Source organism: Microbulbifer mixtoriginis (SeqCode) (assembly GCF_052466765.1).
Genome location: NZ_CP174289.1, coordinates 1,082,831 through 1,101,083 on the forward strand (window position 1 = coordinate 1,082,831; position 18,253 = coordinate 1,101,083).

The window sequence follows — 18,253 nt, forward strand, 5'->3', positions numbered from 1 at the left end:
AGCAACCTTCAAGAAGTGGGCACTTATTTTCACTTCTATTTTCTCGTAGCAAATGACAGTTCTTCCCCAAAAGATAACAAAAAAGTATTTGTTTCCAGAGATTTCAAAGCATGTCAAAAATATCGTTAATTGTATTTTTTCTTTCGCTACTGCTATTGAGTGCCTGCGGATCGGACAAAGGAAAAGCCCGAGCCGCCGATAACTTCCCCCCGGGCTCCAATGTGACAGACAGTGATGGAGATGGCGTTCGCAATTCCGACGATAACTGCCCCAGCATCAGTAATCCCTCCCAAGATGACCTCGACAGCGACGGTAGCGGTGATGCCTGTGACAACGATGATGACAATGATAATCACCTGGACTTAGAAGATAACTGCCCACAAATCGCCAACATCGATCAGGCAGATAGTGACGGCGATAAAGCTGGCAATGCCTGCGATGAAGATCTCGATGGTGATGAAGTAGTCAACGATTCGGATAACTGTCCTGCAAACGCCAACCATGAACAGAGTGACATGGATGGCGATGGTGTCGGTGACAGCTGCGATAACGACCTCGATGGCGATGACTTCACCAATAGCCTCGATAACTGCCCTACCGTCTCCAACCCAGACCAAACCGATCTAGACAATGACGGCATTGGCGATCTATGTGATAGCGACAGTGATACCGACAATGATGGCCTGGATGATGGTGTAGACAACTGCCCGCAAGTGCCCAACGAAGATCAAGTGGATACCGACAACGACGGCACGGGCAACGCCTGCGATAACGACGATGACGGTGATAGCATCGAAGATATCAGTGACAACTGTCCTGGCAAACCAAACCCAGCACAAGAGGATCAGGACAACGATGGATTAGGCAATGTCTGCGATCCGGACCTCGATAACGACGGCATTCATAATGAAGCTGATAATTGTCCTTCTATCGCCAATACCGACCAAAGTGATATCGACTCCGATGGAAAGGGCGATCTATGCGATAGCGATGATGATGCGGATGGCATTGAAGACCATGCCGATAATTGTCCCGTCGATGCCAATGCAGATCAAACCGACACCGATAGAGATGGCAGAGGCGACCTATGTGACTCCGACCGGGATGGCGATGGGGTAGACAACGATGCAGACAATTGCCCCCTCGTGGCCAATGAGGACCAGGTAGATACCGACGGTGACAGCTTCGGCGATGCCTGTGATAACAACTCTGATATCGACGGGGATTTAATTACTGACTATGTCGACAACTGTGTAAACATTGCCAATACCAGCCAATTCGACCGAGACGGAGACGGTATTGGTGACGCCTGTGACAGCGATAAGGATGGTGACGGCAGTGTCAACACAGAAGATAACTGCCCTGCCATTCCCAATCGAGATCAAGCCAATAACGATAATGACCAGATCGGCGATATCTGTGACAGCGACGATGATAACGACGGTATCATCGACCTGATCGATAACTGTCGCTTCGACCCCAATGCCCTCCAAAAGGATAGCGATACCGACTACCTCGGTGACGCCTGCGACCCCGATCTGGATAACGATGGCATCGTAAATAGCAGTGACAATTGTCCCCATAACCCCAACACACTTCAGGAGGATCATGATGGGGACGGCGTCGGGGATGCCTGCGATACCAATACCGATGCAGATAACGATAGCTTCGACGATGGTGTAGACAATTGCCCCGCAGTAGCGAACCCGAATCAGTCAGACCAGGACAACGATGGCCTGGGAGACATTTGTGACAATGACCGGGATGGCGATGGTACGACGAATGAACAAGATAACTGTCCCTTAGCTCCCAATGATCAAAGCGATAGTGACGGCGACGGAAGCGGTGATCATTGTGACAACGATGTCGATGGAGATAGCATCGAGGACACCCTAGACAACTGCCCACATGTACCAAACCCGGAGCAGGAAGACGGGGATGAAGATGGCAACGGCGACGCCTGCGATAGTGATATCGATAATGACACCTTGGATGACAGCGCAGATAACTGCCCAGCTATATCCAATCCAACGCAAACAGATAGTGATGGAGACGGACAGGGCGACGCCTGCGACCCCGACGTAGATAACGATGGTGTGGAAAACACCTCAGATAACTGCCCTCAAACCTGGAATCCGAATGGAGAAGACTCTGATCAGGACGGCATTGGTGACGCCTGTGACTACGATACTGTCCTTTCCTGCACTTCCTTCGAGGGGCTTGAAATAATGGATGGCGCTAGCACAGAGCTGGAACATGGTATCAATGCTCCCTGCGATGGCTGCTCAGTAGTTTCATTAGCCAAAGTAGGCAATGGAATACCCTCCGATGCCGCCAGAATGGAAGTTGCGAGCGGCGCTGGAGGCAGCACTTATATCCAGGTCAACCACAGTAACGTGAAAAGTGGTCGCTACCTACTTAGCTTCCTGGTGGAAAATACGAGCTCAGTACTGGATCTTATCTACCTCAACAGTATTACCATCAGTACCTATCTGGACGGAACTGCTACAGGTGAAAGCATCAGCGGTTATAGGTTAGCTCCATTTAAGGTCAATGGTGCCCAGAATCACCGCCTGTTACTGGCAAATACTCAGGCAGACTTTAACCAGGTACGCCTGACTCTTGGCGGATTGGAGCTCACCAATAACAAGCTGGATATCTATCTCGCCTGTGCGGTTCCCATAAGCCTGCCGTAGTAAAGCCCTTATAAAAGCAATAAAGCCCCGAGTTCCGGGGCTTTATGTTTACAAAGGTTTATTGAAACGATATTTGACCGCGCATATAGTCAACGGCTTGGCCGATAAGAATAACCTCATCACCTACAACCTCACAGGTGAGCACTCCGCGCCTCTTTGATAGCTGCATTGCATTGAGATGTGACCTACCCAAAACCTGACTCCAATAGGGTGCCAACTCGCAATGTGCAGATCCTGTTACTGGGTCTTCATTGACTCGCAGCTTGGGAAAAAAACAGCGACTGACAAAATCACAGTGATCTCCCGGTGCGGTAATCACCACCCCCCTCAAATCGAGCTCAGCTAGCAACATGAAATTAGGCTTAACGCTCTTTAGTTGAGTCTCGCTATCCAATACCACGATATAGTCAAAGGCAGCCAAAGTTTTCACAGGAACCACACTTAAAGCCTCAGCCAAACCTGAGGGACATTCCGTTGGGGCAGGGATACTGATAGGAAATCGCATTTTATAGCCGCCTTCGCAGAGCCCCACTTTTAACAAGCCACTGCGCGTTTCGAAGTTGATAACAGGCTTTGCGTACGATAAATGTTTAAACAAAACATGGGCTGCTGCCAGGGTGGCATGACCACAGAGATCCACCTCAGCTTCAGGTGTAAACCATCGCAGCCTATAACCCTCTCCCTCTGGAACAAAAAAAGCCGTTTCAGATAAGTTATTTTCTTCAGCAATATTCTGCATCTGTATATCTGTGAGCCACTCATCAAGTGGACAAACCGCGGCCGGATTACCAGAAAACATACTGGATGCAAAGGCATCTACCTGATAAATATTAATTTCCATGTTCTTCTAAACCTCCCACTTATAAAATAACAACTAGATTATTACTAGTAGCGCCTCTATTACAGGCAATATATACAACGCAGCACAAAATAAACAAATATAAAAAAGGGACAACTTAGTGCCCCTTTAAGTAGAAACCTGGCTTTAAATATTAAATTACATTTTCACCTTATCCATACCGCATACTCCAGAACTCTATCAATCCAAAGGGCAAACACTTGCCAGGGAGGTAGTAAAAGCCCGCTTCATAAACTCAAACTGCTCATTGGTTTCCATATGTGCACTCAAGGAATTCCTGGCCGAGAGAAAGCGCTTTTTCTCAAGCTCCGTCATGCCGTCATGATAGAGGTATAATTTTTCAATCGGCTTCATGGCCGACTTTTCACTTCTATAAAATTTATCCTTGGACATAGCAAGGTCAACCTTATCCCGTATTGATCCATCCGGCATTATCTGAACAGACACACTGGGCACATAGTTTGCAATTGGCCCCTTTAGATTTAACACCTCGGGGTTCAACTCACTAAGTTTCTTGGCGATATAGACTTTCAGTTTGTTATTTCTAACTTCCAACTTCACAAACGGCTTTATTATTTTGAATTTATCTTTATCTTCTTCAAACAACTGCACAGACGCCTCCAACATCACTAAACTCTGGGTGTTTAGAAAACGTTCATATTCCTCTAATTGACAAGACGCCTGTACATACTGACTAAAGAAGAAGGCAAGAACCAGGGCTGGTATTTTCATAGTTCTAATAATTATCCTTAATTTTTAGATATGGACCGCCCAATTCCACTGGGCAAATCTGACGTATATCACACCCTATTCTAGTCGTCTTTTTTTCTTGGATAATCTATAGGTTCACATTTGCGGATCTTCCCACATAAAATACGCAGCTTCCTTCATTTTTCAGGTTATATACGCCATTTGAGGACGACACAAAGAGGTAAAAGAACTAGTTCCTAAAGTACCCATTGAGTGAGGAAACCAGTAATGGAAGCCTCTCTCCTCTTTACCTTCGGTAGTCATCCAGAATTACCGGCGGCAAGCTTTTGGCTTCCGACATCCACTCTTCCACACTCTCTCTTGCCAGAAGCCTCATTACCCATTGATGAGCCCGGGGCCAATCGCACATTTCCGGGCTATGGGTATACAACCTGATAACCGTGGGCACCAGTACCAGATCTGCGAGGGAGAGATCACCACAAAGGTAAGGGCCACCACTATGGGCTAATTCTTGCTCCCAGCAGTGAAACAGTCGCTCCGCATCTGCCTGCTCAGACTGGGTCATCTGACGCTTATCCTGATAAAAAGCGCTTTCAAAAGAAAGTCGTGGACACAACCCTGAGAGACCCGCATGTTGCCAACTTAAGAAAGAACGTGCTCTAGCCTTGGCCAAAGGATCTGAGGGAAGTAAACTTCCGCCGCCAATATCGTTGGCATATTCCATAATGGCTAGGGAATCAAAAATAACACTCTGGTTTTCAACCAATACGGGTACTGAAACAGCGGGGGATATCTCACCAATCCGGCGAAGATTTTCAAAGCGCTGCGGCTTGCGAATATCAACAACCTGCTCTTCAAATTCAATACCCAGCTCCCTAAAAGGTAGCCATGCCCGAAAAGCCCAGCTGGAGGCATTTTTAGTACCAGTGTATAAAATACGTTCCATGTTTTTCCCTTAAAATTTTTAGATACGGTCTTTAAAACAGATAACAGGGTAATTAAATAGACTCAACTATAAATCCAAAATGATGATCAACCTACTTTAGTGTTTCTTCAATGTAAACCTCCTCATTTTTTGTGATTAATCACTTAGCTTTTTCTATCAACCGATAAAAGAGTCTCCGTAAAAGCAATATCTGATACTCAATATATGTTGCATCTAAACTTTCCCCTACTTTTTCCCTAAGAGTTTATTCCAGGTAAAAATAAAAAACCCGGCAAATGCCGGGTTTTTAAGATGAAAATTTGCTTAGCTTTACTTCAAGCCAAGAACTTCTTTACCCTGGATGAAAGTAACATCCACGGGTATATCCGCCTCTGCCAATCGATCCAGGTCAGCCTGCAACTCAGGACCGATAACCCCTTTTTCAGCGAGCAGAGTTTTGGCCTGCTCGTAGTTACCATCACCCTGAATAGTCAGGATCAGGCGCGACAGGTTGGTCATGGCCTGCTGCATTTTTTCGAAATCCACACTGTATTGACCGGTTTTCGGATCGCGGGTAAAGGCGCCCTGCTCTTTGAAGAAGTTAAAGCGCATCATATTGGCCTTACCGTGGGCACTGGCTGCACCGAAGCGCACGCTGCGGAAAATACCAGCGAGGAAGGTAACGTAGTTATCCATCAGCTCGCCCTCTTGGATCTCGCCTTTCTCATGCAAGCGGGTCACCATATAAAGGCCGAGAATATCGGCTTTGCCTTCTTCCAGAGAGGAAGAAGTCTCCTTCAACACCTGGCGTACATTTGCTCCGCCGGTCACAGTCTTCTTAATACCCAGGCCGTGCGCCACCTCGTGGAACATGGTATTGGCAAAGAAAGCGGGGAATGTGATGTGCTTGCGCTGATCTGGAGCAATCAATACATCGCTGATGGGCACCAGGATCTTGTCAAACTTGGCACGCATAGCGTTTTTCAGCTGCAGCCGACGAGTGCCTTTCGCCAGCTGAACTTCTTCATCGTTAGGCAGGTTAATGGCAATCGTCTTGGAACCCGCATTGCTGTGACCTGCGTAGAAAAGTACATCGTACGCATTCAGATCAGAATCGGTACCTGGCTCTTCGGCCTTGTACTTTTCTTCTACCGGCAAGCCTTCCTGTAATTCAGGCAACAGTGCAGCAAACTTGGCCAGCTTCTTACTCCACTCTTTATCTTTGAGGAGTACGTAAGACTCGTAAGCCGTGCGATAGGCGAACATTTGATCTTCGTAGTTTTCAATGGGGCCGATCACTACGTCGATATCATTTTCCTTCATGTCCATCCATGCCATATCGCTGGGACGGAAATTATCATTGAGCAGCGCGTCGGCACGCATGCCCAGATAGTTGGCGAATTCTTTACTTTCCGCCAGCGCGGCTGCCTGGCGCAGGATATCCGCTGCCTTCTTCAGGTCAGCATTGTAGGCTTTGCTGTAGGGGATCAGCTCCAGCTTACCGGCATCGTTGCGGCGCACCAGAGAGTAGAGGCCATCTTTTCCAGGTTGGTCCCAGTTCTCAAACTCTTCGCGAGTCATATCTGCCGGATAGAAGTTGGCACCCAGGGGTTTGAGACCGTAGCCAGTGATAAACGGCTTATTGTCATTGAGGCGATCCCAAGGACCGTAATTAATCTCGGCAAACTTGCGCGCGCGGTTGTCTTCGATATCAGGCAGCAGCACTTCTGCTGGGCCGTAGGACTGCAACCAGAACAGTCGATCCATAATCCGGCTGGCATCAATCAACAGGCCGATCATCTTACGCTGATTCTCGCTAAGATTACTCATATCAGCGGTAAGTTCTACCGGTACATAAATATTAAAACGCTTATCAGCGTTTTCTATGGCTTGGCCTGCGGGCGGTGTGACCGTCTCAGATTCTACAATCTGTGCCTCCGCTTCATCTTTACGGATTTCCTCGGCCTGTTTGTCTTTGCTACAGCCGCCCACCAGCGCCATGGCCAGCAGTGCGGCAGCGATCTTGGTAGTGTGAAAGGGAATGGTCATATCGCTCTGCCTATCATTTTTTTGTTTCGGCGCCACATTAGTCTGGCTACACACAATTATCAAGACAGGCTTTTATGGCTCCGCCACCTGAGAAGCCACAGGAGTTTCCTCTCCTATTCCAGCCGTACGCTCCTGCTGCTGCATGCGCCACAGGGTCGCATAGTGCCCGCCTTCCTCCAGAAGCTGGCTGTGGGAACCCTGCTCAACGATCTGGCCTTGATCCATGACCAAAATCTTATCGGCATCCACAATTGTCGAAAGACGGTGGGCGATCACCAGTGTGGTCTGTTCGCGGGCAATTTCTTTCAGAGAGGCGACAATACTGCGTTCCGAACGACTGTCCAGAGAGGAGGTGGCTTCATCAAAAATCATAATCGGTGGTTTTTTGAGCAGCGCCCGCGCTATGGCAACCCGCTGTTTTTCACCACCGGATAGCTTAAGGCCGCGCTCACCAACCAGAGTATCCACCCCCTGGGGCAGCTGGCGGACAAAATCCGACAGGTGAGCATGATGAATTGCAGCCATCACTTCCTCATCAGTGGCATCCACCCGCCCATAACGCACATTTTCTTTGATTGATTGGTTGAATAACACCGCATCCTGGGGCACCACACCAATAGCGCGACGCAAGGATTCCTGACTGACCGTACGAATATCCTGGCCATCAATGCGAATCGACCCATCACTTACATCATAAAAGCGGAACAACAACTTAAACAGGGTCGACTTACCGGCCCCGCTGGCTCCCACAATCGCCACTTTCTGGCGTGGCAGCACGGAGAAGCTAACTTGGCGTAGAATTTCACGATTGTCTTTGTAGCCAAAGCGCACTGCATCAAATTCAATTCGCCCTTCCTGCACTTGCAAATCTGAGGCCTCGGACTGATCGGCCACCGCTGGCTTAACCCTGAGCAAAGAGAACATCTTTTCAATATTGGCCAGGGCACCTTTCATTTCCCGATAGACAAAACCGAGAAAATTCAGCGGGATAAAAATTTGCATCATAAAGGCGTTAACCAGGACAAAATCTCCGATGGTCATCTGCCCTTTGGTCACGCCTACCGCCGCCAAAACCATCGCTGCGCACATGGCAGAGGCAATAATCAGTGCCTGGCCAGTGTTCAGGCTAAATAGCGATAGGCGGTTTTTACGCCGGGCCCGCTCCCATACCGCCAGCTCACGATCGTAGTGATTCGCTTCATGCCGCTCATTGGCAAAATATTTCACCGTCTCATAGTTGAGCAAGCTGTCTACCGAACGACTGCTGGCCTGGGATTCGGCTTCATTCAGGGCGCGTACAAAACGGGTGCGCCACTCTGTGGCCACGACAGAGAAGCCGATATAAACAATAACGGCGACCAGCACTACCAAAGCAAACACGCCGCTGTAATTCCACCAGAGCAAGCCCGCTACCATGGCGATCTCAAGCAGAGTGGGTACGATATTGAACACCATAAAGCGCATCAAAAAGCCGATGCCGCTATTGCCCCTTTCAATATCCCGAGAGAGCCCCCCGGTGCGCCGATCCAAGTGAAAGTCCATATCCAACTTGTGTAGGTGCCGAAATACCTCCAGGCCAACTCGACGCTGAGCCCGTTCCGTCACCCGGCCAAAGATGGTATCCCGCAACTCACCAAACAGAGTGCTGGAGAATCGCACCGCACCATAAGCCAATAACAGTCCCAGTGGCAGGGCTATGGATTGGGCAACACCACCGGTTTTATCCAGATTGTCGACGATATGTTTGAGGATAAAGGGTAAAGTGACCCCCGCAATTTTTGCCCCAATCAGGCACAAAATTGCCAGGGCGACAGCCCGGCGAAACTCCAATAAGTAGGGGAACAGGGTTTTCAGCGCACCCCAGTGCACCTCGTCCAGAGAAACAGTGGACTTGGGTCTCGGCATAATCAGTTCCGAAAGGAAAAATAGCCGCCTATTATAAATAGACTTAAAGGGTTAAATAGACGCTCAATCGCAGAAACCGATTGGATACAGTACCCATAGACCAAAAGTTGAGCAGCAAATCTCAAACCTTGGCTACCAAGCCTCCATCCACATTAATCGTTTCTGCCGTGATAAAGCGAGAGTCATCTGACGCCAAAAACACAGCGGCATTAGCAACATCGAGCGGGTATCCCGGCCCCCTCAGCATCTGCGCGGGCTCTAAGAAGTTAGTAAAGACATGCTTGCCCTCTGGAGAGGTCACCGCCTCGGTCAGTATCTGCCCAGGCCGCAAGCAATTGGCTCTGATATTGTGACGTGCCCCAATTCCGGCAATATAACGAGTAAAGGCTTCCACCCCTGCTTTCGAGGCATAGTAAGAAGCTGATGGCAGGAAACTAACCTGCTCCAATTGCGTATCGGTTGGCGCACTCTGCGCAGCAAGCGAAGACACATTAATAATGGCACCACCCCCTGCGCCAATCAGGTAGGGCCAAACCGCTTTACACATCAGAAAACAGCCAGTCAGGTTGACTTTAAAAACCTCCTCCCACTCCTGTAAGCCCTCGTAGGGAAACATATTCGGCGCACCCGTCCCTGCACCGTAAAACAGGATATTGATTGCCCCATAGCAACTGATTGTCTCCATCACTGCTTGACTGACTAACTTGTTATCGGTGACATCGCAGGGGATATAAGTAGCTTCTCCACCGGAAGAACGAATGGACTGCTCGACCTTTCGCCCCTCCAAAGCGCGGCGCGCCAAAATAGCCACCTTGGCGCCCTCCTCCGCAAAGCGATGAGTAGTCCCATCACCGATACCTTCATTACCGCCAACAACAATGGCGACTTTGTTGCTTAGTTTTCCCATAGTCGGCACTGCCAAAGTCGATAATTACTGTATTGATGAAGAGAGTACTTATAGTTAAGGAGTCCCTGAAAAATTCCGTAATACATTTGTGGACCCCTAAGGCTGTAGAGGTTAGACAAAACTCCTGACCAATAGCCTTTGCAAGAGCTGAAACCCAGCAGTTGCAACCTTCAACATCAGCCTTCTAGCTTTCAAAGCAGCCTAAAGAATTATGAAGAAATTCCTTAATTTTAGGTTAGTTATATAAAAGCCTAGTATCACCGTGCGATATGCCAACCAACAAATCGACCAAAGAATATTTTCATGCCTCCATAAAGAGCATATGAAAGACATGCAAATATACGACCGCAAGAAAACTAAGCCTCGTTAAAAGTGTGATTTCAGGAAAATAGATTAGATGCCATCGACAGAAATCAAAAGAGAAAGCTCAATGCAAAAATTAAAGGAAAAGCCTTACCGCAACTCCGCTGATTTACAACTAGCGCTGATACGTATTTATATTGGGCTTAACTTTACTCACCATTTTGCTGAAAAGTTCGGACTTCTAGGCGCCAAGACTTACGAAGAAGTCGTTCAATATTTCACAGCTATAGGTTTTTCCAGCATCATGGTGGTTATATCTGGGCTTTGCGCATTTGCCGCATTTATTGGTTTCACTTTTGGCCTATTCACTCGTTTCGCAGCAATAGGAACGTCACTTTACTTGCTCATCGCCTTGTTTTCAGGGCGTCACTATCTCGCCGGCTTCTCCTGGGCTGACCATACTAGCGGCATTGTTATTAATGGTGTAGAGCAAACCGTTTATGGGTGGATGGGAATACCCCTTATTTTGGTCATTTATCTGCCTATCGTTCGTGTTAACGGGTGGTAGAAAGTGGTCCTTAGATGCACATTTAAGAAAATCCAGCTCTGCTATTATTAGATTTTTAAGCCAGTGAGTTACTGCGAAGAAAAAATTATCGGTTTGGAAAATTACAAGCGTCTAGGCGATAGGCCTCTTTAGCAATGAACAACAAACTTAAAGGGTAAATCTATGCAATATAGCCTTCACCCACTAATTGAAACCGATGCACATGAAGGCCTCGTATGGGTCGATTGGCAAAAGAGATTATATTTCACCTCCAAACCTTCAAGTGATTATCGAACTCCATCGGCCATTCGTTATTTTGATTTTAAAGACAGGTCTATACATACGGTAATTGAGCGAAGCAATATGGCTAATGGTATGTGCCTGGCAGCTGATAAAAATCACCTGCTAGTGGCTGAGCAGGGATTCCATGATAGTCCTGGATGTATTAGCCGCATAAATTTAAATAGCTTTTGCCGAGAGATTATTGTTGATAACTTTAAAGGACTACCCTTTAACTCACCTAACAAGATTGTCCAAGCAAACTCCCACTTTTTCTTTACCGACCCCGATTATGGTTACTACCAGGGGTTTAAACCACAAAGCGAATTACCCACCGGATTATACTCCTATGATGTACAAGCATCGCAATTATTTTGCCTGGGCGATGAATTTATTGTTCCTCACGGGCTTGCACTCTCCCGCAATCAAGAAACTTTGTTTCTAGTTGATAACTGCAGCATCACAAAAGAAAAGCCTTTTTACGCCCCCAACCATGAACAAATTATATTCACCCTCCAGCTCAGCTGTGGGTCAAGCAATGCTCAAACAGAAACAATCATCAAAATACCCCCACAGGGTTTTATCGATGGAATAATTATTGGAGAGAACAAACAGCTAATATTTACCAGCTTAAATAAGTTGATGACCTGTTCAGTACAAGGAGAAAACTTGCAGTGTCTCTACGAAAACTCTGAGGATATTAACTTTGTAAACATAGCAATGGCAGAGGGAAGACTTTACGCCACTTCAGATAATGCCATCTACTATCTTGAAACTTAATGAAAAATATGAAAACAAACCATGAAGCCCAGCAAAAGTACTACCACCTTTGGACAGACAAAAGTCATATTTCCAGGACAACAGAGCACTATTTAACTGGCTTTACATTAATCCAATATTCCAATCCCAATCCAGAATATCACTACAAAGATTTGCCAGAGGTAATAAACAGTGAGTTTGCCATCTTACCTCCCAGCTGGGAAAGCGATTTCCACCCAACCCCCAGTCCACAATGGGTCATTACCTTATCCGGCCGATGGAGAACAACAACAAAAGATGGGGTTTGTGTAACCTACCAACCAGGTGATGTGCACTTTGGTGGAGATTTACCGCTGAAGGGAGTGCCGTTAAATCAACAGGGTCACAAAGCGCTTAACCCATCCTCCAAAGAATCGACAAAGGTACTGATACTTTCTGTCAACACCCCTATTTCAACTCCTGAAAGCCAGTTCTGAGCCTAAATACCATAGCTATATAGAAAGAACATATAAATTATTATAGAGGATGAGAATATTATTTTTGAACAGCTGGCAATTTTCGATTTGCTGTCAAAGTTTATTCTCACTATAGATAATCAAGACGCCAAGGTCTGTGCCTCGCTATTTACCGAAAATGGTCGCTTTGAAAACGGTAGTTTGATGATTAAAGGGCGGCAAAAACTTTATGAATACCTGCTTGTCCACAGCCGTTTGGGTACCCGACATATCACGTCTTCATATCTTTATGTTATTTCTCTCGATAGGGCGACCGATAAGGGAAAATCAACCATAGTAGTTTTTTGCAGCAACTCGCGCGGGTTATCGCGTGGTAATGGCGGGCCAGTATGACGATGAACTTGTGAAGGTTAATGGTGAGCGGCTATTCCTGCGCCGAAGTGCCATCGCTTCTGGCTTACCTGAAGATCCAGAATTTTCATTACTCAATGCAGATCAGCAAACTGCACATATAATAAAATCCTTATTAGATGCATGGCAGCAACTGGGCGAACCCATCAGGCATTGATGGCACCAATTGTCGAAGCCCCTATGACAGTTACACGAGCACCAGCCATACTGCAAGAATATGGAAAATCAACAAGAAAAAAACGATTCAGCACCTGACCAAAACATAAATAAGATTTGCTGTATTCTATGTTTGCCCTGTGGAGAGATAATCACTTCAATCAGTATCTATCCAGGCTTAACGCAATTGGCTCTGATATTGTAATCTGCCTAAATTCAGGGAATGTAATAAATAAAGCCTCCCACTCCAGCCTCAGAGGGCTAATCATTGACTAGAAATAGGGCTTCAATTGCGCATCCGTCAGGACACTTAGTGCAGCGAGTAGAAACACATTGATGATCTGCCCCCACTCACTACGCTAAGCCGCAATGTCTCGATAACGAAATAATAGAATTAATATGCTTTAGCCCCAGCTCTGGCTATCCATGCCTTACATGCACCACAAGGAGGCCTTCTATCCGATTTCCCTTTGTGCTTATTGGGCTGACGAGCCGCAAAAATACTATTTTTGATAGATTGACTGTTTTCTCCTGATTTACGCCGCTGACTGAATGCCCTTCTCAGGCAGTCTACCTCAGCACAGGTTCGACCAAAGATATATCGGTCTACATCCAATTCTGCCGGAATAGTGTTCCAAATCGTATTCGGGATATATCCTCGACTGGTTCCATTCCCTGTTGATCCTTCAAACCACTGTTCTAATACACTATCGTACATAACTGCTACCATACTCGGTGTGTTCGAACCATTTCCGCCACGATCCCTGGCTAGTGTTCTAACTTTATTGACGGCCTGATTCCCCAAATTTTGGGCAGACCCAGCCTTAGGTACCGTCTGAATATATTTGACATATTTTTGGCAGTGCAACATTGGCCGGCGCTTAGGGGCTATCCCCTTATAGATAGGACCAAACTGACTGATAACATTATGGGCATGGTAATAGGCATGTTCCATCACCGGAGGAGGCAACGGAGAACCGTTTTCAACCACAAAAATACCACACTTATTACACTGAAACTTATGATGATATTCTGGCATCTTGTATATCCCTTACTTTAACCCAATTTAATTAAAATATTAATAACTGCTTTTTTAATTCTCAGAGAAATCTACACACCCTTTAATTGAAAAGGCACCTCTTAGTCGAGGGTGGATCTGTTTTTGTTACATTAAATATCTATAAAATAACTATTCATTAAAACTGGCCAAAAATTCTTGACCAGCGAGCGTTGGCAATACTGCTAGTTAGCAGCGAAAATCAGAAGTATTTATACTGTTACCTTCAGCTTGGTTCTATAGCTTCAAAGTCATCCTCGCGCAGGCGCATGGTTCCATCCTCTTGCAGGACCCATAGTTCCCGAGTGATAACTCCTTGCGCATTGTTCATCTTCCACTTACTGGTAAGAACTGTTGAGGAACCATCAACTACCTCAATCTCGGTATCCTGATAAGCCACATCAGAGAATCCCTGAGCCACTAGGTTTTGCCAGAAAGCTTTTATCTGCTCCCGACCATGAAATACACCAAACGGCCTGGCATTCATTTGAGCATTCTGTTCATACATTGAAGCGCAGCCCTCAGCATTCCCGTGATTAAAAAATGACTTCCAATGTTCGCTGGCCACAATAGTTTTCTCAATAAGTAGCTTGTTCATATCCGACTCCTCTTGATAAAGGCTTGGTCTTTAACTTCCATAAGCATATTGCCCTAACGCACCGCCTGTGATAAACACACATTCAATCAAATTAGTGTTTAGCGAAATTAAACTATGAAACCCAGTCTAGAGGACATGCAGATATTTTTAGCCGTAGTTGAGGCCCGCAGCTTTACTGCCGCAGCAGACAAGCTGGTACGTACCAAGTCGGCAATTAGCCAGGCAGTGACTAGATTGGAAGAAGATCTCGGTACAAGGTTGCTTTACCGGAGCACCCGCTCGCTTTCACTGACGGAGACAGGAACCCAATTCTACGCCCACTGTCGCGAGATCCGGGATATCTACAACAACGCCCTGGCCGATTTAAAAAGTAATAACAAGGAACTCTCGGGCATACTGACAATCACGGCTCCCCACGCGCTCTGCGAGCCGGTTATAGTTCCTGCAATTAGGCAGCTTAGCGAGCAGCATCCACAGCTGGGGGTTCGATTACTGGCGGATGATGCCCCAATGAATTTGATTGATTCCCAAGTAGACCTGGCAATTCGTGTAGGCAGCCTGGATATGCAATCCGCCAAAGTGTCAAAGCTGGGAATACTCCGGGAAAGCCTCTATGCGAGTAGAGGATATATAGAGCAACAGGGAGGAATACCTGACGATCTTACCGAATTACGCAACTGGCAACATATCATCAATGATTGGCAAGGCACCCCGGTGAACTATCAGCTGGGTAGTAAAAAAGAGATTCGAGTTATTCCCAAGATACGCTGCAACTCTCTACATAACATTTTACAAATGACAACAATGAGTTTAGGGGTTGCAAGACTACCAGACATTGTTGCAGAAAAATTAGTTAGAGAAGATTCTTTAAGGCATCTAGCCACAGTAGCTTCAACTCCCGTTCATTATATGCACCTTTTTTCTAAAAGGCCTCCGCCAAAGGTTCAACACTTCACCAAGATTTTGAGAACATTAATGTCATCTTATCACTAGCCTCCGAGTTATCTTCGACTGAGGGGCTATTGAACACAGGTAGGACCTTAGCCTTAGTATCCGATAAAATTCACTATAAATGAAAAGAAAAATCCCTAAAGATAGGGTCAATTTTCAAGTGCCAGAGTTCTTTCCCGCTCCACAAAAGAGCGCTTTACAAACTCAGAAGCGCTAAGACCCAGCTCCTCTTTGAATGCCCGGGAAAACTGGCTGGTGCCGTTAAATCCACAATTGAACGCCACCTGTAAAATACTCGCATTTTTCCCGACTGCCAATAACTGTGCGGATGCGGCCTCCACCCTGGCACGTCTCACCAAGTTAATATAAGAGGTATTATGAAAACGCAGCGCTCTATGTAAATAGGAGGTTGAGATATCCAATGACGCTGCCAGCTGTGGCGCGGACAAATCCGAGTCACAACAGTGTTTTTGAATCAGCCTGCAAGCCTGTTGAAAAATAGACTTTAAGCGACTCGGAGTTTCCGACTCCGCTTGCAAATTGCCACGACTCTCCTGGATACAGGCAATAATTAATTCGGCTATCGGATTAAAGAGAAAGCTGGAAGAAGCAAAGGTGCACCTTTGTTTGGCCTGGGGAAACAGCAAAAGATAATTACGTAATAAGAGACCGGGACCACTGCTACCATCTATGGTCAGAGGACAGTTATCCTTGGGACCTGAACGAAACCCCTCGAGCTTCTCACGGGGAATGCGACACAATAGCGAGCGACTTTCATGAACCAAATCATGAGTAATTGTCTGCGCCAGATCAACCAAGTAGAGTCCACCGGGATTCATCGGGGTAAAATAACTCCCACGCTGTATAGCACCACGGCCAGATAAAAGATATACCAATGTATAATTGGCATACCCATCACTCAAGTGATTACTTGCTCGATGAAAAGAATTCCCAGAGAAACAGGCTCGAGCAAATGAATCTCCCGTTTCAGGATTCGAAGATACTGCAAATTCCCCATAATACGCGCTGTTATGATGAGACTTGAGCAACAATTCACAGCGGTAAGGTAGACCAGCCTCCATCAGCTCCTTCCAGCGGCGCCAGCGTTCATTAACTACAAAATCATCTGTCCTGGCCACCCAGTCAAAAAACGGAGTCTTATCGCGATCCATCGAAACATCAGTCTGCATGACATGCTTATCCTTAAGCTGCCCATTTATGGTATTAAGCAAGAATAATAGATTTTTGAAAGCCTCTTTGTACCCAAAAGTTATTTCGGCGGCATCCTAATTTTTTCTACACCAGGGTACAGGCTGGAGAAGCTGCACCTGTAAGTGATCTCCAGAAACACGGCTTAGGAGCTATTTTCATAAATAGTGAAACGAAATAATCAGTGGATAAAATGATGAGTGAACTTCAGCTATTCAGAGACCGATTCGCAATTAGCGACCTACTTGCTCGCTACACTTTAACTATCGATAACTGTGATGCCCGAGGTTGGGCGTCACTTTTTACACTTGACGGTCGCTTCGAGCATGGCAATCGAGTAATCCGAGGAAGAGAAAAACTAGAGCGCTATGCAGTCATCCACAACAAACTGGGTAGCCGGCATATTACCTGTTCGCCATTACATCATATTTCAGAAGATGGGCAATCTGCCTCAGGCAAAGCAACTACAGTATTTATTTTAGTGACTCGCTCTGGTTATCGCGTTGCCGTAGCCGCAGAATACCATGATGAATTAGTCAAGGTAGACGGCAGCTGGCTATTTCAATGCCGCCGTGGCGTTATTGCTAAGCTACCGAATGATCCTGATTTTCCCATACTTACTGCTGATCCCAATACTCGTGACCAGTTAAGTCTTTTAGAGGATGCCTGGAAAGACTTGGGTGAACTGATATTAGATTAAAGCTACCAATATAACGAGTATCAAAAAATCCGAATCCGTGAAATATTCTTCTAGAGCAGGGCTAATTCAATGTACGTAATGGCACATCATCCCTGCGCCCAATAGAAGCGCCCAGTATTCTTACCAGGAACTCGGTTAATACTCCGGCAGTAAAGCCCCAGATTTCATAGTCGCCAAACTGGTAGGCGGGTAGATAAATAGCTTGATTATCGATAGTGATTCGGTCAGTGCGGATACGGGGATCGTCAAGAAAAAACGACAAAGGCACACGAAAAATCGCATCCAGCTCACCAGGGTTGGGCCTGAGATGGGTATCCGGTGAGATCACCCCCACCCAGGGAGTGACATGTACCTGCCAGCGAGTAGTGCGCGGCCACAGAGGGCCGAGCATCCGCACCTGATTCATAGGCAGGTCCACTTCCTCTTGAGCTTCGCGCAGGGCGGTATATTGCAGGGAGGGGTCGGTAGCATCCCAGCGTCCGCCCGGTAGGGAAACTTCTCCGGAATGGGTAGATAGTGTATCGGCGCGCTTAGTCAGCACTACATGGGGATCTGGCTCTTCGGTAAGAGCAATCAACACTGCGGCATGGCCATACAATTCTGGCCCTGTTGGTACGCCAGCCTCCAGCTCTTCTATTTGCTGGGAAATTTTCTTTTCGATAATCGATAACATATCCACTTATCCCGCCTCATACAACAAAGGCTCCCTAACGTTCATCATACCGATTCCCGGTGATAACACCGAGCTGTATACCGCAATCTCCATTTGCGGCTCC

At 46.6% G+C, this 18,253-nt stretch carries 18 protein-coding genes; 8 read left to right on the top strand and 10 right to left on the bottom strand.

What is annotated here, in order from left to right:
• The first annotated feature begins 110 nt into the window (after positions 1-110).
• Complete coding sequence (locus tag ACJJIV_RS04775) at positions 111-2,696, top strand: thrombospondin type 3 repeat-containing protein (RefSeq protein WP_444890937.1); 2,586 nt, start codon at positions 111-113, stop codon at positions 2,694-2,696.
• A gap of 58 nt (positions 2,697-2,754) precedes the next feature.
• On the opposite strand, the gene ACJJIV_RS04780 is transcribed toward ACJJIV_RS04775, so the two are convergent.
• From ACJJIV_RS04780 to ACJJIV_RS04805, 6 genes are all read right to left on the bottom strand, one after another.
• Positions 2,755-3,537: a PhzF family protein gene (locus ACJJIV_RS04780; protein WP_444890938.1), complete on the bottom strand. Its 783-nt coding sequence runs from the start codon at positions 3,535-3,537 to the stop codon at positions 2,755-2,757.
• A 198-nt stretch (positions 3,538-3,735) separates the two neighbouring features.
• Positions 3,736-4,167, bottom strand: a complete 432-nt coding sequence (locus ACJJIV_RS04785; protein ID WP_252085069.1) for a hypothetical protein — start codon at positions 4,165-4,167, stop codon at positions 3,736-3,738.
• 385 nt (positions 4,168-4,552) lie between these two features.
• Entirely contained in the window at positions 4,553-5,212 is a 660-nt protein-coding gene (locus ACJJIV_RS04790) for a glutathione S-transferase family protein (RefSeq protein WP_444888376.1), read from the bottom strand.
• Between the two features lie 309 nt (positions 5,213-5,521).
• On the bottom strand, positions 5,522-7,240 hold the full coding sequence (locus tag ACJJIV_RS04795) for a DUF8614 domain-containing protein (RefSeq protein ID WP_444888375.1): 1,719 nt from the start codon (positions 7,238-7,240) through the stop codon (positions 5,522-5,524).
• A 72-nt stretch (positions 7,241-7,312) separates the two neighbouring features.
• Positions 7,313-9,145 carry an ABCB family ABC transporter ATP-binding protein/permease gene (locus ACJJIV_RS04800; protein ID WP_444890939.1) on the bottom strand — a complete coding sequence of 611 codons (1,833 nt, stop codon included), beginning with the start codon at positions 9,143-9,145 and terminating at the stop codon, positions 7,313-7,315.
• Between the two features lie 121 nt (positions 9,146-9,266).
• Positions 9,267-10,052, bottom strand: coding sequence for an SDR family NAD(P)-dependent oxidoreductase (locus ACJJIV_RS04805; RefSeq protein ID WP_444890940.1), 786 nt, complete (start codon positions 10,050-10,052; stop codon positions 9,267-9,269).
• A gap of 430 nt (positions 10,053-10,482) precedes the next feature.
• Here ACJJIV_RS04805 and ACJJIV_RS04810 point away from each other — a divergent pair, with 430 nt between their 5' ends.
• The 5 genes from ACJJIV_RS04810 to ACJJIV_RS04830 all read left to right on the top strand — a co-directional run bounded on the left by ACJJIV_RS04810 (position 10,483) and on the right by ACJJIV_RS04830 (position 12,963).
• The gene (locus ACJJIV_RS04810) at positions 10,483-10,923 is read left to right on the top strand and encodes a DoxX family protein (protein ID WP_444890941.1); all 441 of its coding nucleotides are present in this window, start codon (positions 10,483-10,485) and stop codon (positions 10,921-10,923) included.
• Between the two features lie 162 nt (positions 10,924-11,085).
• The gene (locus ACJJIV_RS04815; RefSeq protein ID WP_444890942.1) at positions 11,086-11,961 is read left to right on the top strand and encodes an SMP-30/gluconolactonase/LRE family protein; all 876 of its coding nucleotides are present in this window, start codon (positions 11,086-11,088) and stop codon (positions 11,959-11,961) included.
• Positions 11,961-12,416 (top strand): cupin domain-containing protein, encoded by a 456-nt coding sequence (locus tag ACJJIV_RS04820; RefSeq protein ID WP_444890943.1) that lies wholly within the window; start codon positions 11,961-11,963, stop codon positions 12,414-12,416. Before ACJJIV_RS04815 ends, ACJJIV_RS04820 begins: the two co-directional genes overlap by 1 nt.
• Positions 12,417-12,494: 78 nt before the next feature.
• Positions 12,495-12,788, top strand: coding sequence for a nuclear transport factor 2 family protein (locus ACJJIV_RS04825; protein ID WP_444891695.1), 294 nt, complete (start codon positions 12,495-12,497; stop codon positions 12,786-12,788).
• The gene (locus ACJJIV_RS04830; RefSeq protein WP_444890944.1) at positions 12,772-12,963 is read left to right on the top strand and encodes a hypothetical protein; all 192 of its coding nucleotides are present in this window, start codon (positions 12,772-12,774) and stop codon (positions 12,961-12,963) included. The genes ACJJIV_RS04825 and ACJJIV_RS04830 overlap by 17 nt, the downstream gene beginning before the upstream one ends.
• A gap of 393 nt (positions 12,964-13,356) precedes the next feature.
• On the opposite strand, the gene ACJJIV_RS04835 is transcribed toward ACJJIV_RS04830, so the two are convergent.
• Both ACJJIV_RS04835 and ACJJIV_RS04840 read right to left on the bottom strand, forming a co-directional pair.
• Complete coding sequence (locus ACJJIV_RS04835) at positions 13,357-14,001, bottom strand: hypothetical protein (RefSeq protein ID WP_252085059.1); 645 nt, start codon at positions 13,999-14,001, stop codon at positions 13,357-13,359.
• 244 nt (positions 14,002-14,245) lie between these two features.
• On the bottom strand, positions 14,246-14,617 hold the full coding sequence (locus ACJJIV_RS04840; protein WP_444890945.1) for a nuclear transport factor 2 family protein: 372 nt from the start codon (positions 14,615-14,617) through the stop codon (positions 14,246-14,248).
• A 114-nt stretch (positions 14,618-14,731) separates the two neighbouring features.
• On the opposite strand from ACJJIV_RS04840, the gene ACJJIV_RS04845 reads away from it, so the two are divergent.
• Positions 14,732-15,610: a LysR family transcriptional regulator gene (locus ACJJIV_RS04845; RefSeq protein WP_444890946.1), complete on the top strand. Its 879-nt coding sequence runs from the start codon at positions 14,732-14,734 to the stop codon at positions 15,608-15,610.
• 107 nt (positions 15,611-15,717) lie between these two features.
• Here ACJJIV_RS04845 and ACJJIV_RS04850 read toward each other — a convergent pair whose 3' ends face one another.
• A complete protein-coding gene (locus ACJJIV_RS04850) occupies positions 15,718-16,758 on the bottom strand; it encodes an AraC family transcriptional regulator (protein ID WP_444890947.1) in 1,041 nt (346 codons plus the stop codon).
• Between the two features lie 212 nt (positions 16,759-16,970).
• On the opposite strand from ACJJIV_RS04850, the gene ACJJIV_RS04855 reads away from it, so the two are divergent.
• On the top strand, positions 16,971-17,477 hold the full coding sequence (locus ACJJIV_RS04855) for a nuclear transport factor 2 family protein (RefSeq protein ID WP_444890948.1): 507 nt from the start codon (positions 16,971-16,973) through the stop codon (positions 17,475-17,477).
• A gap of 61 nt (positions 17,478-17,538) precedes the next feature.
• On the opposite strand, the gene ACJJIV_RS04860 is transcribed toward ACJJIV_RS04855, so the two are convergent.
• On the bottom strand, positions 17,539-18,150 hold the full coding sequence (locus tag ACJJIV_RS04860) for an NUDIX hydrolase (protein ID WP_252085055.1): 612 nt from the start codon (positions 18,148-18,150) through the stop codon (positions 17,539-17,541).
• Positions 18,151-18,253: the final 103 nt, after the last annotated feature.

Excerpts from the sequence above, each read along its gene's own strand:
- ACJJIV_RS04850 (WP_444890947.1), bottom strand. The coding sequence starts at position 16,758 with ATGCAGACTGATGTTTCGATGGATCGCGATAAGACTCCGTTTTTTGAC.
- ACJJIV_RS04835 (WP_252085059.1), bottom strand. The coding sequence starts at position 14,001 with ATGCCAGAATATCATCATAAGTTTCAGTGTAATAAGTGTGGTATTTTT.
- ACJJIV_RS04860 (WP_252085055.1), bottom strand. The coding sequence starts at position 18,150 with ATGTTATCGATTATCGAAAAGAAAATTTCCCAGCAAATAGAAGAGCTG.
- ACJJIV_RS04800 (WP_444890939.1), bottom strand. The coding sequence starts at position 9,145 with ATGCCGAGACCCAAGTCCACTGTTTCTCTGGACGAGGTGCACTGGGGT.
- ACJJIV_RS04845 (WP_444890946.1), top strand. The coding sequence starts at position 14,732 with ATGAAACCCAGTCTAGAGGACATGCAGATATTTTTAGCCGTAGTTGAG.
- ACJJIV_RS04795 (WP_444888375.1), bottom strand. The coding sequence starts at position 7,240 with ATGACCATTCCCTTTCACACTACCAAGATCGCTGCCGCACTGCTGGCC.
- ACJJIV_RS04815 (WP_444890942.1), top strand. The coding sequence starts at position 11,086 with ATGCAATATAGCCTTCACCCACTAATTGAAACCGATGCACATGAAGGC.
- ACJJIV_RS04855 (WP_444890948.1), top strand. The coding sequence starts at position 16,971 with ATGATGAGTGAACTTCAGCTATTCAGAGACCGATTCGCAATTAGCGAC.
- ACJJIV_RS04780 (WP_444890938.1), bottom strand. The coding sequence starts at position 3,537 with ATGGAAATTAATATTTATCAGGTAGATGCCTTTGCATCCAGTATGTTT.
- ACJJIV_RS04820 (WP_444890943.1), top strand. The coding sequence starts at position 11,961 with ATGAAAAATATGAAAACAAACCATGAAGCCCAGCAAAAGTACTACCAC.
- ACJJIV_RS04775 (WP_444890937.1), top strand. The coding sequence starts at position 111 with ATGTCAAAAATATCGTTAATTGTATTTTTTCTTTCGCTACTGCTATTG.
- ACJJIV_RS04810 (WP_444890941.1), top strand. The coding sequence starts at position 10,483 with ATGCAAAAATTAAAGGAAAAGCCTTACCGCAACTCCGCTGATTTACAA.
- ACJJIV_RS04830 (WP_444890944.1), top strand. The coding sequence starts at position 12,772 with ATGGCGGGCCAGTATGACGATGAACTTGTGAAGGTTAATGGTGAGCGG.
- ACJJIV_RS04790 (WP_444888376.1), bottom strand. The coding sequence starts at position 5,212 with ATGGAACGTATTTTATACACTGGTACTAAAAATGCCTCCAGCTGGGCT.
- ACJJIV_RS04805 (WP_444890940.1), bottom strand. The coding sequence starts at position 10,052 with ATGGGAAAACTAAGCAACAAAGTCGCCATTGTTGTTGGCGGTAATGAA.
- ACJJIV_RS04840 (WP_444890945.1), bottom strand. The coding sequence starts at position 14,617 with ATGAACAAGCTACTTATTGAGAAAACTATTGTGGCCAGCGAACATTGG.